Origin of the sequence: Burkholderia sp. SIMBA_062 (assembly GCF_046534765.1) — a bacterium.
Classification (GTDB): Bacteria; Pseudomonadota; Gammaproteobacteria; order Burkholderiales; family Burkholderiaceae; genus Burkholderia; species Burkholderia ambifaria.
The window spans coordinates 78,089-92,878 of record NZ_JAWRYD010000032.1 but is presented as its reverse complement, the minus strand read 5'-3'; the positions used below and the strand labels follow the sequence as shown (position 1 = coordinate 92,878).

12 protein-coding genes are annotated in these 14,790 nt (G+C 64.9%); 4 read left to right on the top strand and 8 right to left on the bottom strand.

Annotation, left to right across the window (positions count from 1 at the left end):
* The first annotated feature begins 201 nt into the window (after positions 1-201).
* Together SB786_RS28140 and SB786_RS28135 are read left to right on the top strand one after the other, a co-directional pair.
* Positions 202-405 carry a hypothetical protein gene (locus tag SB786_RS28140; protein WP_410730333.1) on the top strand — a complete coding sequence of 68 codons (204 nt, stop codon included), beginning with the start codon at positions 202-204 and terminating at the stop codon, positions 403-405.
* The gene (locus SB786_RS28135; protein ID WP_410730332.1) at positions 389-1,147 is read left to right on the top strand and encodes a hypothetical protein; all 759 of its coding nucleotides are present in this window, start codon (positions 389-391) and stop codon (positions 1,145-1,147) included. Before SB786_RS28140 ends, SB786_RS28135 begins: the two co-directional genes overlap by 17 nt.
* Here the strand turns inward: SB786_RS28135 and SB786_RS28130 are convergent.
* A complete protein-coding gene (locus SB786_RS28130; RefSeq protein WP_410730331.1) occupies positions 1,144-1,485 on the bottom strand; it encodes a hypothetical protein in 342 nt (113 codons plus the stop codon). The genes SB786_RS28135 and SB786_RS28130 overlap by 4 nt on opposite strands.
* A 165-nt stretch (positions 1,486-1,650) precedes the next feature.
* On the bottom strand, positions 1,651-2,412 hold the full coding sequence (locus tag SB786_RS28125; RefSeq protein ID WP_410730330.1) for a cyclodeaminase/cyclohydrolase family protein: 762 nt from the start codon (positions 2,410-2,412) through the stop codon (positions 1,651-1,653).
* Between the two features lie 339 nt (positions 2,413-2,751).
* On the opposite strand from SB786_RS28125, the gene SB786_RS28120 reads away from it, so the two are divergent.
* Positions 2,752-4,599: an autotransporter domain-containing protein gene (locus SB786_RS28120; RefSeq protein ID WP_410730329.1), complete on the top strand. Its 1,848-nt coding sequence runs from the start codon at positions 2,752-2,754 to the stop codon at positions 4,597-4,599.
* 8 nt (positions 4,600-4,607) lie between these two features.
* Here SB786_RS28120 and SB786_RS28115 read toward each other — a convergent pair whose 3' ends face one another.
* The 6 genes from SB786_RS28115 to SB786_RS28090 all read right to left on the bottom strand — a co-directional run bounded on the left by SB786_RS28115 (position 4,608) and on the right by SB786_RS28090 (position 12,628).
* Positions 4,608-5,849, bottom strand: coding sequence for an MFS transporter (locus SB786_RS28115; protein ID WP_410730328.1), 1,242 nt, complete (start codon positions 5,847-5,849; stop codon positions 4,608-4,610).
* A gap of 59 nt (positions 5,850-5,908) precedes the next feature.
* Entirely contained in the window at positions 5,909-6,943 is a 1,035-nt protein-coding gene (gene bla / locus SB786_RS28110; RefSeq protein WP_410730327.1) for a class A beta-lactamase, read from the bottom strand.
* A gap of 166 nt (positions 6,944-7,109) precedes the next feature.
* Positions 7,110-10,256, bottom strand: a complete 3,147-nt coding sequence (locus SB786_RS28105; protein ID WP_410730326.1) for an efflux RND transporter permease subunit — start codon at positions 10,254-10,256, stop codon at positions 7,110-7,112.
* Between the two features lies 1 nt (position 10,257).
* A complete protein-coding gene (locus SB786_RS28100) occupies positions 10,258-11,478 on the bottom strand; it encodes an efflux RND transporter periplasmic adaptor subunit (RefSeq protein ID WP_410730325.1) in 1,221 nt (406 codons plus the stop codon).
* A gap of 163 nt (positions 11,479-11,641) precedes the next feature.
* Positions 11,642-11,848 (bottom strand): hypothetical protein, encoded by a 207-nt coding sequence (locus SB786_RS28095; RefSeq protein WP_410730324.1) that lies wholly within the window; start codon positions 11,846-11,848, stop codon positions 11,642-11,644.
* Positions 11,849-12,361: 513 nt separating this feature from the next.
* On the bottom strand, positions 12,362-12,628 hold the full coding sequence (locus SB786_RS28090; protein WP_410730323.1) for a hypothetical protein: 267 nt from the start codon (positions 12,626-12,628) through the stop codon (positions 12,362-12,364).
* 685 nt (positions 12,629-13,313) lie between these two features.
* Here SB786_RS28090 and cysC point away from each other — a divergent pair.
* Positions 13,314-14,750 carry an adenylyl-sulfate kinase gene (gene cysC / locus SB786_RS28085; RefSeq protein ID WP_410730342.1) on the top strand — a complete coding sequence of 479 codons (1,437 nt, stop codon included), beginning with the start codon at positions 13,314-13,316 and terminating at the stop codon, positions 14,748-14,750.
* Positions 14,751-14,790 lie beyond the last annotated feature (40 nt).

Sequence of the window (14,790 nt, the reverse complement as noted above, 5' to 3'; positions counted from 1 at the left end):
TTCGGCGAGCGATTCACGCAGGCGCGTGGATAACCTGTTGTTCAACCGCCTCGCCCACAAAAATGCGGACAGGTTCGCCGGCTCCGGCAACCATGAATAGCGAAAACATGAACTCCAAACAGACAGGGTACCTTCCGCTGACGAAGTCGACGCAAGAGCGCGGCTCCCCGAATCATTTCAGTGAGACGACGGAAAACAACCATGCCGGATCTTACTCTTGCCGACGCGCTGCGCCTCGCCATCAACGTCCTGCGTGACTCGGCCGAGTCGCGCAAGATGCCGTCGGGTGTCGATCTGGACAACGCGGCGGCCGAGCTGCACGCGAGCGCGGCTGATGTGCTGGATGATTCGCTTGAGCAACTGCGCGGGCACGAATTGGAAAACGGCCATGACCTCAACGCTTAACGGATACCCTCGCTTCGATCACGGCCGTTGGCACTATGAACTGATCGAGGCGCTCGGGTGCTCGGAGACCTTGCGGGGATTTTGCTCAGATGAACAAGCAGTCCAAGCATACTTGCTCGGCGCCGGTCGACCTCAGCGGCTCGATCGCGACGGGCGGCTAACTGGAATAGATGACGCTGGCGTTTCGCGATTCGTGGTTTCGATAATGGATTCTATCGAAACCGCTATCTCCGCCTATAACAGGCAGCTTGTCGTCGTAGTTGCATCTATAACGGACGCCGCGATCGCCGAGGCGTTTCGGGTTCTCTTCTCATATCGTCCCTTGGTCATGAAGGACCTCGAAAGCAACGATCACAGCCTTCGCCTATCGGTGAGTCTGGAGGACCTAGTCACGGCCAGTGACCTCCGATCGCTGTGTTCCGATGTCGTCGAGCGCGCCGTCTCGGCGGCAACGCAAGGTAGCAAGCAATCAGTCTTGAAGCGGCTTGAACGGCTATTCAAGCGCAAACTTCCGAATGTCGTGAGGGACAGATACATAGCTCTGGTGGACCGCCGCAACGGCATCGTTCACGACAATTGGCGAGGTGCCTTGTCCCGCCAAGAAGTCAGGGATTACTTTGATGTGGGGTGCGAGTTGGTCGCGGAGCTTGGTAGATTCGTGTCGGCGCGATCGCTACCCATTGACGATCCGATGCATCTATTCAACAACGTGCCCAGCGAATCCACCGGGGCCTGCGACTAGGAAAATTGGGAAGTTGCGATGAATAGCCCACAGATAGCGGCGTTCTGCGGTGTTCTTCTCGCGCTCGTCGTTGCGGCAGTCCTGCAGCGCCCACGTGAACCTCTTAGGCGCGGTATGTCACCTTCGGAGAAGCGCGAGTACATGGAGCGCAACACGATGATCGGCCGTTTGATCACATGGGTCGAGCAAGTTACCAAGAAGCAGTAGCGGTAAGGCGCGCGCAGGCAGCGCAACTCGCCGCAGTCGACGGTGAAATCGGCGAGCGCGAAGTTTTGCACGACAGCTGTCTCGAGCCGCGCGTCGCGGTCGCAGTCGGTGAGCGCCGGCAGCGCCAGCACATCGACAGTTCACTGTTGGCGCGTTCAGCGTCTCGGCGGTCTCGATGACCTAGTGGAGGCGGATGGCGTAATGGGGGCCGACGAGGCCCACGCCGGCGAATTCGCGGCGGACTTCGATCATGGAGGGATCCTTGGTACATGGTGGTTTCATGCGTGGCTGGGGAATCACGGCGCTTCTTCGTCTGCCGGCGGGGTGTAACCGCCGGCGCCCAGCTCCAGCAGCGGCAGCTGGAGCGCAACGCTGCCCTCGACGGCGAGCGAGTCGAGCGCCTCGGAATTTAGCGACGTCACGCAGCTTAGTGCGATCTCCTGCCTCTCCTGCAGCAGCGCAAGCAGTTCGGTGCACCGGCCGATCTTGTCCTTGGCGTAATTTCGTTCCTTCAGCCCCTTGATATTCAGATTCGCGATGAACAGCCCCGACGTGATCGCCGCGATCGCCGCGCTGATGGCGGCACCCGAATCGCCCCGTACGGCCTTCCAACCGTTCTGGAAGACGGTCACGCCGTGGGTAATCAGCGGCATGCATGAGTCGATAATTTCGAAGGTGTTGTCGGTGGCGACCTCGAGCTGGTCGTTCGCGCGCCGCTGGAGCGTAGCTCGGAGGTCAGGGTCGGTGGCCCGATCGCGCTCCATCCTCAGTTGGACGATTTCGGCGAATTCGGTGGCGTCCTTCTCGAAGAGCGCGCGTAGGGTACCCTCGGTCGCGGCCAGTTCATCCAATATGTGACGCAGGGTGGTTTCCTTGAGCCGGTCGAGGACCTTTTCCAGGCTCTTGAGGCAGACCGTGCGGATCAGCTTGATGGCGAGCAGCCCCATCGGGGCTGCGGCGCTGCCGGATCCGGGCGACGCTTGCCCCGCGAAGGCATCAAGCAGTTGGGTCGCCGGTTGCGCCAGCAGGTCGGTGTTGGGCGGTACGAGGTCATCCATCGCGTGTTTCCTTGCCTTTTTTCCGGGGGTGACGGGCGCCGTCTGTGCGCTGAGGCGATACCAAAACTATTGAACATTATGGGGTAATGTTCGATGAGTCCGCGGCGCGAGGGCGGTTACGTGATGAGCGTGCCGGCAGGCAGGGGGACTTCGCGACCGGGGGAGGTCGCGAAGCCGCCGGCATCAATCATCTGGCCGAATGCGAGGCCGATCGCTTCGAGAGCGAGTTCCGCGGCACCCTGACCGACCTTCCGCGTACGCTATCGGCCGCTGGCTACTTACTTGCCGGTGCTCGCACGCGCGTTCGTTACACCGACACCGAGCTATGCATTGCGCCACATGAACATGTCCAATCCGATTTCACGATCGCTGCGCGCGATCGCCTTCAGCGCTGCCTGCGCCGCGTGCGTGCCGGCCCATGGCTACGCATTCTATGCGCTCGGCGACAGCCTGACCGACAACGGCCGGGTAGTCAGGCTGACCGGCATCCTGCCTAATGCCAACTCCACGATTTTTCGCGACGGCCGGTCGTCGGACGGCCCGGTCTGGGCGGAATATCTACCGAGCCTCGTCGGTGCGAGCTTCACGGCCGACGACGACTATGCGATCAATGGCGCGCTGAGTGGCCACGGCGGGTATCTGAACATCGTGGCGAATCGACCGGCCTGGCGCCATATGCCGGGTTTCATCGATCAGGTGGACGAGTTGCTGGCGGCGCACCCACGGCTCGACGCCAACGATCTGGTCGGCATCTGGATCGGCACCAACGATCAGGATTTGACCAAGCCAGCGCTCAATGGCATCGAGCCGTTTCTCGGTGTACCGCGGCCTCGCGACATCGAGCAGATGGGCGCCTACACGCTGTCGAACCTCAACTCGCAGTTGCAACGACTGGCCGATGCGGGCGCCCGGCATTTCGTTATCTTGAATCTCAACGACGACGAGGGAACGCGGCCCGGCTACGTCGACTACAACCACAAGCTGCCCGGCGACCTTGCGCAGTTCTCGCGGCGTGGCGTGAATGTGCATCTGTTCGACGTCGCCGGGCTGCTCAACCAGATGCGCGCAAACCCGGCGGCCTACGGGCTCAACGATACCCCGGAGGTGCAGTGCCGCGACGTGCCAGCCTGCAAAACCGGCTCGGTGGCGGTGCAGAACACCTATCTGACTGCGGACGGCACGCACGTCATGACCAGCGTCCATCAATACATCGCGCGTTACATCGCCAATCAGCTCGATGCTCCGGCCGCGCTCTCCGCCGCGCCCGAACTGGGCCTCGACGCGGTGCGTGCCAGCACGCAGCAGGCGCTCGCGATGGCCGAGGGGAAAGCCGGCGGGCCGGCACGCGCGATGCTGTCCGAGCGTGTGTCGGTCGCGATCGCGGGCGGCTACGCGCGTGACTTTCATGGTGCAGCGGTGGGCATCGATGCATTCGACAGCAGCGTCGAGAGCTTCTCGGTTGGTGTCGAGTATCGCCTGTCAGGCGCATCGCGCATCGGCGCGTTGTTGTCGAGCGGCAATGCCTCCGCGTCGCTCGGCAACGGGCAGGGCAAACTCGGCCTGCATGCCTACCGGCTCGGCGTCTATCATGCATTCGACCGTGCCGGGCTGTTCACCCGCATCTATGTCGGCGCGGGCTGGGAACGCTACCGGCTTGAGCGGGCCGCTGTGCTCGCACCATCGCTCGACGGCGGCACTAGCGGTTTCGATTTCGGCGCGCTGTTCAAGCTCGGTTATCTGTACCCGCTCGGTGTCGCGAGGCTCGGGCCGGTAGCCGACATCGGCTATCAGCAACTCGTCATGCGCGGCTACACCGAAACCGGCGACACGATTCTGGTGCAGAACATCGGAGTTCAGCGTCTGAAAGGCGTGAGCGGCGGGGCGGGCCTGCGCGTGACGCTGCCACTCGCCGCGACCGGACTGCGCGGCGGCGAGCTCGGCGTCGAGGCCAGCCTGCGCCACGACGCCTTCAACAACCGCTCGCTCGAAACCTCGCAGCGCTACGCGCCGGCATTGCCGATCGAGACGGCAGTGGATGGCGCCAGCGCGACCTACGGTCGGCTTTCGGTTGCGGCGATCTTTCGGGCGAACCGGTACTGGCGTGGAAAGGTTGGCCTCCTGACCGATTTCGGCAATGCACGGCGCCGCAGCTATGACCTGTTCGCGACGCTCGGCGCGTCGTTCTAGGCTCCTGGCTACGAATCTGAGGGGGAGAGCGGTGTAGCGGGTCGGTTCGGGCGACAGATGTGGCGGGTCGACACGAACAGCGCGGCCGTAACCACCAGCCCGACCGCGCCGATCACGAGCACCGGCGGCCACCCGACAGTCGAGGCGGTGACCAAGCCGGCCACCGGCAGAAACACCGTGGTGACCGACGTCGTCGCGCCGATGCCCTGTGCGAGCTGGCTGGCGGGGATCAGTTCGCAGCGCATGTGGCGAAAGAAGATGCCGTACAACGCGCTGCCGACGATTAGCAAGCCGAATGCCACGCAGAACGACCACGGCCCCATGTCGAGCGCACACAGCGCCGCAGCGGCCGCGAGGCTGACGGTGCCGAGCGTGCCGAAATCGGACGGCGGTCGGCGGCGGGCGATGCGCGGTACTAGGATGCACAGCGCGAACGAGATCGAGCCGCCGACGAAGCTCGGCAAGGCGCTGTAGGCGACCGGCATGCGGTAGTGCCCGATCATGATCGGCGCGATCAGCGATTGAAACACGCCGAACAGGACGTTCAGCAGGCCGGCGGCGATGGTCAGCATGAGCAGCCGCGCGTTCGCAGCGAGTGTCGTGAAGCGCCGCCACTCCTCGGCCGGCGTCCATCTGTCGAGGGTGGAGACGGCCGGACGCGAGGTGGCGCCGCGCCACGCGAACGAGGCGCCCAGCACGCACGCGTAGCCGAGCGCGAGGCCGTTGATCGCCGCGAGCGGCGACAGATGCGCGATGGCGAGCGCTGCCCCGCCGGGCCCCACGAGCCGCGCCAGCGGGTCCAGAAGCTGTGAGCGGACTTGGAAGCGTTGCAGAGCCTTCGGGCTGAGCCGCCGGGCCGCGGTCGCCTCGTAGAACACCAGCGTCATCCCCGAGAACAGCGAAACCGCGCTCGAGATGGTCCAGCCGTAACGCGTGCGGCCCAGCACCGCCCAGACGAGCATCAGCGCGAGGCGCAATATCTCAATGGCGTAGACAAGCCGCTTGCCCGTGCTGCGATCGACGATCGACCCGAAGACCGGCGAGAGTAGCGCGCGCGGGAGAAATTCCACGAAGTAAGCGATACCGACAGCGAGGGTGCTGCCGCTGCTTTGCTCGTACACTAGCAGCGGCAAGGTGAATGCCTTTGCGTAGTCGAACGCGAGCGTGGCCACGCGCAGCAGCGTGAACGGCAGGTCGCGCTCGGCGTCCGGCGGCGTTGGGCACAAGGGCTTAGGGGCAGGGCGGGGCACGATCGTCTAGCGTCTCGGAGGGCCGGCGCCGCCGCCGGCCTGCGGCGCCGCTCGAATCGTCAGCGGGCTGCGTCGCTCGTCACGGCACGTGCCAGATCGGAGAACAGGCGGTCGCGCTCGGCGCGCGAGGTACGCGAGGCGCTCAGGAAGGCAGCAATGATGAGCCGGCGTCCGTCGGGCCAGGTGAGGATGCCGATGTCGTTGTACGCGGCAGTGGTGCCGTTCACCGTCAGCGACGTGCCGCACTTGTCGGCAAACGTAACGCCGGGCGGCAGGCCTGCGCGCAGCCTGCGCGGCTTCGTTTGGTCCTGCAGCAGCCCGAGGAGCCGGCGCGTCGCGGCGGGCGAGAGCAACTCGCCACCGGCCAGCTTGCGCAGAAATTCGGCCGCGGCCAGTGGCGTGGTTCGGTTGCGCGGGTCGGCCAGGTAGGCATCGAGGCCGCCCTGCAGGCGTCGGCTGCGTTGCAGCGCTGTCTCTGCGGTCGGCGGGGTCGAGGATTCGCCGAGATTGTCGAATATCCGCGAGACCTCGCCTTCGCCCATGTCGACACGCATGCCGTTGACGCCGTGAGCTCGCAGCCAGCCGGTGACCGTGGCGGGGCCGCCCACGGCTCGGAGCAGCGCATCCGCGGCCGTGTTGTCGCTGTCGCTGACGGCGGCGCGCAGCAGGGCGTCGACCGTGAAGCTCATCTGGTCGCCCTGGAACGTCTCGCGAATTCGGCTGGCGCCGCGACGCAATTGGCTGCGCGTGATCGTGACGCGCTGCCCGAGCGGCAATTTGCCTCGTTCCGCGAGGTCCAGCACGGTGGCGCCGAGCGGCGCCTTGAATACACTCATCATCGGAAACGGCAGCATGCCGTTGACTTGCCAGCGGGCCTGCCGATCCAGGTCCAGCACAGCGACGCCGAGGGTGCCGGGGCGCGCAGCTTGCGCGAATCGTTCGAGCGCGGCCTGCAGCGTGTCGTGGCGCGCATCGGTGGCTTGCGCGGCGTCGGCTGCAGTTGGCGTGGTGGCGCAGGCCGGCACCGCGAGCGCGGCGCAGACGATACCGCCCGCGGCAGCACGCAGGACAGCGGGTATCCAGTACATATTCATCGATCTCCATTCCGGTTAAGGGTCCGCAGTGGCTGTGTGCCGCGATTCGGCGGCCCGCCTGCGTGAACGTCGCCCCGGGCATGGGCAGCGCCTCGGCGCGGGAGCGGGCCAGACAATGCCCTCTATGGTAGATCACGTCGATCATGGATCGGGCGGTCCGGTGCGTTCAATTCTGCGTAGCGCTCTGCCGTGCCGCTTGCGGCGGCGTGTCCGCGCTGCGCCGGCGGTACCAGCCGGCGAGCCGGTTGGACAGGGCGTCGAGATAGAGGTAGATCACGGGCGTGGTGAACAACGTGAGCGCTTGGCTGACGACCAGGCCCCCGACCATCGCGTAGCCGAGTGGACGGCGCAGCTCGGAGCCGATGCCGTCGGCCACGATCAGCGGCAGCGCGCCGAACAGGGCGGTCATGGTGGTCATCATGATGGGACGGAAGCGCAGCAGGCTCGCATTGCGGATCGCCTCGTACGACGTCATGCCCTGTTCGCGCGTCGCCACGATGGCGAAATCGACCATCATGATCCCGTTCTTCTTCACGATGCCGATCAGCAGGATGACGCCGATCAGCGCGATCAGATTGAAGTCGTACCGGAAGAGCCAGAGCGTGGCGATCGCGCCGACACCGGCAGAGGGCAGCGTGGACAGGATCGTCCACGGATGCACGAAGCTGCCGTACAGCGCGCCGAGCACGAGGTAGGCGACAATCAGTGCCGCCACGATCAGTATCGGCATCGTCGCGAGCGTGCTCTGGAATGCCTGCGCCGTGCCCTGGAACGCGCTGATGATGGCGGGCGGCAGGTTCATCGCCGCTAGCGCCGCGTCGATGGCGCCGGTCGCCTCACCAAGCGAGACGCCCGGCGCGAGGTTGAAGCTGATCGTCACCGAAGGGAAGTGCGCCTGGTGATTGATCGACAGCGGCTGTGTGGTGTCGGTTGTCCAGCGCGCGACCGCCGACAGCGGCACCTGCTCGCCCGAGGGCGACTTCATGTACATCTTGTCGAGCGTGGATGGGTCGCGCTGCAGCGAGGGCAGCGCTTCCATTACCACCTTGTAGGTCGAGAGCTGCGTGAAATACTGGCCGATCTGGCGCGAGCCAAACGCGTCGTAAAGAGTGCCGTCGATAGACTGCGGCGTCAGCCCGTATCGCGCGGCCTGGTCACGGTCGATGCTGATGTTTAGCGCGGAGCCGTTGACCTGCTGATCGCTTGCTACGTCACGCAACTGCGGCAGATCCGACAGCCGTGCGAGCACCCGCGGCGACCATCCCGTGAGCAGTCCCACGTCGGCGCTCTGCAGCGTGAGCTGGTACTGCGTGCGCGCGAGCCGCGCGCCGATGATCAGATCCTGTGCCGCCTGCAGGTACATCCGCACGCCAGCCACCTTCGCGAATTGCGGGCGAAGCCGCCGAATCACCTCGTCGGCGCTGGCGTCGCGCTGGCTGCGCGGCTTGAGCGTGATGTACCAGCGGCCGTTGTTGACGGTGGTGCCCGCATAGGCGCTGCCGCCGACGGCCATCTGGCAATGCTCGACCGCCGGGTCGGCGCGGATGATGGCGGCGAGCGCCGCCGAGTGGCGCGCCATGTCTTCGACTGAGATTGTCTGCGACGCTTCTGACACGCCGGTGATCACGCCCGTGTCCTGCTGTGGAAAGAAGCCCTTCGGGATCCCCGCATACAGCAGCACCGACGCGGCCACCGACGCGAAGAACAGACACAGGGTGAGAAAGCGGTGCGCGAGCGCGACATCGAGTGCGCGCTCGTAGCCGCGCGCCAGGCGCGCGAAGGCGCGCTCGAAGCGGCCGGGCCGCCGGGCCCGCTCGGGTTCGCCCGAGCCGCCGCGCAGCATGTAAGCGGCCATCATCGGCGTGAGCGTGAGCGAGACGAAGGCCGACACGAGGATCGTCATCGACAGCGTCACGGCGAATTCGCGGAACATCCGCCCGATGATGCCGCCCATCAGCAGCAGCGGCAACAGCACGGCCACCAGCGAGATGCTAATCGAGGCGATCGTGAAGCTGGTCTCGCCGAGTCCCTTGAGCGCGGCTTGCAACGGAGGCTCACCGTGCTCCACGTGGCGCGCGATGTTTTCCACCATCACGATCGCATCGTCTACCACGAAGCCCACCGCAATAGTCATCGCCATCAGCGAGATGTTGTCGAGGCTGTAGCCGCACGCCCACATCAGCGCACAGGCGCCGAGCAGCGACACCGGCACGGTGATGGCGGGAATCACGGTGGTGCGCGCGCTGCCGAGAAATGCATAGATTACGACCACCACCAGCACGACGTTGAGCAGCAATGTCAGCTCGATGTCGAGCAGCGACGCTCGGATGGTCTGGGTGCGGTCGGCCAGGATGCGCACCTTCAGTGATGGTGGCAGCGACGCGGTCAGCTCGGGGAGCCGCGCGCGAATCTGGTCGACCGTGGCCACGGTGTTTGCGCCGGGCTTCTTGTAGATTCCGACCGACACCGCCCGCTTGCCGTCAATCCATGCCGCCAGCGTATTGTCCTCGGGGCCGAGGACGGCGCGACCGATGTCGCGCACGCGGATCGGTGCGCCGTCGCGATAGGCGACGATCGCATCGTTCCACTGCCCGGGTTGCGTGAGCTGACCGTCGGTATAGATCGTGTAAGAGCGCGTGGCACCGTTGAAGACGCCCTTCGGATTCACGCCCGAGAGCGCCGCCAGGGCGTGGCGCACCTCCTCCGACGAAAGGCCGCGCGCGGCGAGCTTGACCGGATCAAACTGGATGCGGATCGATGGCTTCTGCTGGCCGCCGATCGACACAGCGCCCACACCGTCGATCTGGCTCAGGCTCTTCGTGAGGCGCGTTTCCACATAGTCGTCGATGGTGGTCAGCGGCAGGGTGTCGGAGGTCGCGCTGAGCAGCAGGATCGGTGCGTCGGCTGGGTTGATCTTCTGAAAGGTGGGGGGCGAGGGCAGGTTGGCGGGCAACTGGGCCGCCGCGGCATCGATCGCGGCTTGCACATCGTTGGCCGCGGCATCGATGCTGCGGTCCAGCGCGAACTGCAGCACGATCGAGGTCGAGCTGAGCGTGCTTTGCGAGGTCATCTGCACTACCGACGGAATCTTCGAGAACTGTGTCTCGAGCGGCTGCGCGAGCGTCGAGGCGACCGACTCGGGATCGGCGCCGGGCAGCACGGCCGACACCTGGATGGTCGGGAATTCGACCTGCGGCAGCGGCGCGACCGGCAGATGCACGTACGCGGCCAGGCCGGCAAACAGGATGCCGGCGGTCAGCAGGCAGGTAGCGACGGGATAGCGGATGAACACCGTGAAGGGGTTGGTACGCATGTCAGTCGGCACCCATCGCGACGGTACCCGCGCCCGCATCAAGCGCGTGCGGGACGTCGGTAGTGGTATCCGCGCGCAGCTCCCCAGCGGGAGCGGGCAGTAGCGTCGCCGCGACGCGCGCGCCATCCCGCAGCAAATACTGGCCCTGCACGACCACGCGCTCGCCGGACTTTAGCCCGCTCGCGATCACGGCGTAGCCGAGCACCCGCGGCCCGAGCTGGACCGGGCGCAGCGCGACTGTCTCGCCTCCACCGATCACGTAGACGAACTGGCCGTTCGGTCCTGTCTGGATCGCGTCTTCCGGCACCGCGAGGACGCCGCGCAGATTGTCCACGACGGTGCGGATCATTACCGACTGCCCCGGCCAGAGCGCGCCGTCGGCATTGTCGAAGCTGCCTTTCAGGCGAATCACGCCGCTCTTTGCATCGACGCGGTTGCCGATCGTCTCCAGGCGACCGCGCGACAGCACGCGGGTGCCGTCGGTGTTCAGCGCCACCACCGCAACGTTGCCGCCGCGCAGCGCGGCCTGGATGTCGGGCAACGCGTTCTGCGACTGCGCATACATCACCGTTACGGGGGCGGTGGTGACGAGCGTGAGGATCGGCGTGTCGTTGGCGCGCACGATGTTGCCCTGATCGGCGAGCCGGAACCCGACCCGTCCGGAGATCGGTGCGCGCACCGTCGTGTAGTCCACCGAGACGCGCGCGTTGGCCACGGCCGCTTGGTCGCCGCGGACCTGTGCGGCCAACTCGTGCACGCGCACGCGCTGTGCCTCGAGCGCCTGCGTGGAAGTCGCATTCACCTCGGCGAGGCGCTCTTGACGCGTCAGCTCGACGCGCGCGTTAGCGAGCGTGGCCTGATCCTGCGCAAGGCGCGCGGCGGCCTGATCGACCTGCGCCTGAAGTGCGCGGCGGTCGATGTCTACGAGGGCGTCGCCTTCACGCACCTGCTGCCCTTCCCTGAAATGGATCCGCGTGATCTGGCCGTCGACCTGGCTGCGCACGGTGACGTCGTAGAGCGGCGTCACCGTGCCGACCCCGGTCAGGTAGACGGGCACGTTCATCGTACCGACCACGGTTGCGGTCACGGGCACGGCGGGCGCGGCCTTGGCCGCTTGCGCATGCGCCGTTTCGGGCGAGCGCGCGAGCCATGCGAGTAGGCCGGCCCCGATCAGCGATATCGTTGTGAGGACAACCAGACGACGGCGTGTGGCGAAAGACATGGGATGGCAGTTGCAGAGGTCGACGACAAAGGGATGCCGCGCGGCGCATGGCGCCGCCGCGGTGACGGAGGCACACGATGCGACGGCGAGAGCCGGCGTGCCATGGCGGATGCGATCATTGGCTCCAGCGCTCGGTGCTCGCGAAGAAATCGGCGATCGTGTGCTATCCGCCCTCGGCCAGCGCGCGCACGTAGATGAACATCGATACCGCGAGATCCAGCACGCCTAGGCCGAACGGCGTGAAGGTCACCGGCGTTCCTGGGTCGAGGCACAGTTTGCCGAGGATACGCTGGCCGATCGTGGCCGATACGAAATCGCGACGTTCGTAGTGCTGCTGCGCGAGACGCGGCGCGGCGCTGCAGGTCCGCACCGGATACGCGTCGCGAGCACTGAAGTTCCGCGCGAACGCGGCTGCATGGTCGGGCGAGCCGTCGTGGATGCATACCTCGTAGAAATGCCAGTGCCAACGCAGTCTTGATGTTCATCGAACTACCGCGATTGAATCCCTCGAGTTTCAGATAAACCTGCCTGCCCGCCGCGAATTCATTGCGTCGCAGGAATATACGATCGTTGATTATCTGTTCGATTGATTCGAATTTCATGTGGTATCTGAATAAATCAATCGATAACGATCAAGCCTCCGCCGGATTAAAAATTCGAGCGGATGGGCGAATTGCGCTCAATTTCGCGTTGGGTAAATCTAACGAGGTCGAGGACAAAACCGAAAAAGTCAGGAGTATCTAAGTTTTTCGAGAGGGAAATGACAGAAAATCCTTGCCGTATCGGGAATGATCTGGCGTGTCGATTTTGCCGGATACAGACGGCCCTCGAATCCGCGTGCGATGTGGGGTGACGCGCAAGTCTTCGCGGCGCGATTCCACGCTCACGTCGGCGTAGGACAGTAGCACGCACGGAACAAACACGGGCAAACCCGTTCGCCAGTGCGAACGCGACGATGGTGCCCGCCCATGACAACTAGCGACGCCTGCTCGACGAGAATCGGCTGCCGGACGCCGACCGCGAGCAGATGCTCGCTGACTTCCTCGAAGCGCGAGGCCGGGACGTCTTCGGTGGGAAGAAGGATCTCGGGCGGAAGCAGCACCACACTGGGATTTGTCGCATCTGCACATCGATGAATCTCGGAATTCATGTCGCGCCCTTCTACTGTTCGCCGGGCCTGCCGGTCGCTGCGAGTGCGGCAGGCCCGAGCGCTCTCCGTTATTGGTTGATCCGGCTTGCGCGTGCTCTCTCATCCGCAAGGCCGACGATGACTTCGACGATCCGCGCGCAGGTGTCGCGTACACCTCGCTCGGATCTAGGCACGATGAGGTCTGGCCCACTTCGCGGGACGCCGATGCCGTCTGCTTCCACTTCGAGTTAACGAATTCAACAGCACCTTTTCGATTTTGTCAATGAAAAGGCCGATGAATCGGTACGGAAATTTCCTCGTGAAGTTTTCGTCACTGAGGTTACGCGAATTGAGGATATTTAGCATAGTACTCCCGACTAGATGTTTCGTTTTTTTATTTTGTTGGCGCGATTAGATTTGACAGAGAAACAATGACGCGGCGGAACTGATGATTCCCATATTATGAGTGAGAGGAATATGGATTTGTATATTCGGAATAAGTGAGGTATAAGATGTCTGCTTGAGAAACGTCTCAAGCGATTCGGTACGTTAGCGATTTAAAAAAGACGAAAGCCATTCCGAGGGTGCGTGTATCCGCGATACGCGTACTGGGACAAAACAATCCAAAGACGAACGTGCTATGAGAGAGCATAGACGTGGCATTCCCCTGATCCGCGCATGCCATGAATTCCTGTGCGCCGCGGATCTGCCGATCGCCGCGACGAGCGGCATGCGACGCGTGATCGGGGCGGCGCATCGTGTACTCGACGCGAGCGGTTCGGGCGCGGCAGGGTTGCAGGCGCTGCGTGACGGCGCGGCTCGGGTGACGGTGTTGTGCGATCGCGGTGCGCCTGTCACGCGGATCGGCTCGCAGCACGACGATTTCGCGGATCGGCTCGCATTTGCGGACGAGGCGACGCTGGCGGCGCAGGCTGCGCGTTTCGATCTCTTGCTCGGCCCCGTGAAGATCGGCGCGAACGGCGTGGATCTGCACTACGGCCGACGGCTCGAAAGTCTACTCGAGCGTTTCGGCGCTTCGCGGGCCTCGGTATTGCCCAACACCGTCTGCTACAGCGCGCAACTGGTGGAATGGCGCGATGCGAACCGCCTCGATGCAGATCTCGAGGCGCGTGCCCAGGAGCTCGGGGCGCGCTACTCGGTCGATTTCGAGCCGGCGCTCGAGCGCATCGCCGCAGCACCGCCCGGGCGCGAGCGCCTGAACGCCGAGTGCCTGCGTCCCCTGCATTCGCCCATGTCCTTCCTGACCTGTCAACCATGCCAGCCGCGAGCGCGGCAGCCCGATGGGGTTGCCGCGGTGCCTCAGGCGCGGGCGTCGTTGACACTGCGTGCGGAGCAGCCGGGCTGCGCCGACGCCGTGGTGTGGACCCAGGAACTAATTCACGACGGCATCGTGGTTGGGCGTGCCCGAGCCATCGGTTGGTTGCCGCAGCGCGTGGAGCTCCTGCCGGGCGAAGCACTTGACGTGGTGCTGGACGATATCGGCGAGGCTGTGCCGCTGGTCGACGGCGAGGCCGCCTCGTGGTTCGCCGCGCCGCTTCGAGCCGATGCGCACGGCACCATCGTACCGCTCGTGTTCTGGTTGACCGGCATTTCCGGAGCGGGCAAGACGACTATCGCGACGCGCTTCGAGCAGCATGCGCGCGCGCGACGCTGGCCGTCCACCATACTCGACGGCGATGCGCTACGCAGCGGACTCAACGCCGACCTCGGTTTCAGCGACGCCGATCGCGCGGAGAATGTACGGCGCATCGCCGAAGTCGCGGCGCTGATGGCGGACACCGGCCGAGTCGTGATCGTGTCGTGCATTTCCCCGAAGCAGGCATTTCGCGACGCCGCGCGCGCGATCATCGGCGCCGAGCGTTTCGTCGAGGTGTTCGTCGACGCACCGCCATCGGTGGCCGAGGCACGCGATCCGAAGGGGCTGTACCGGCGCGCGCGCGCCGGGCTGATTGCCTCGTTCACCGCGATCGATTCGGGATACGAAATACCGCGCGCGCCACGTATCCACATCGACACCACGGAGATGGACGTGGAGGCCGCGGCCCTGTGTCTGAGTCGTCACTACGAAGGGCTGTTCCGGCCTGCGTCGCGCACCGGCGATGCCGAAGTAGCCGCTGCCTGAGCGCGGCTTCGCCCGATTCCGCACTACTAGCGAGAGCCAT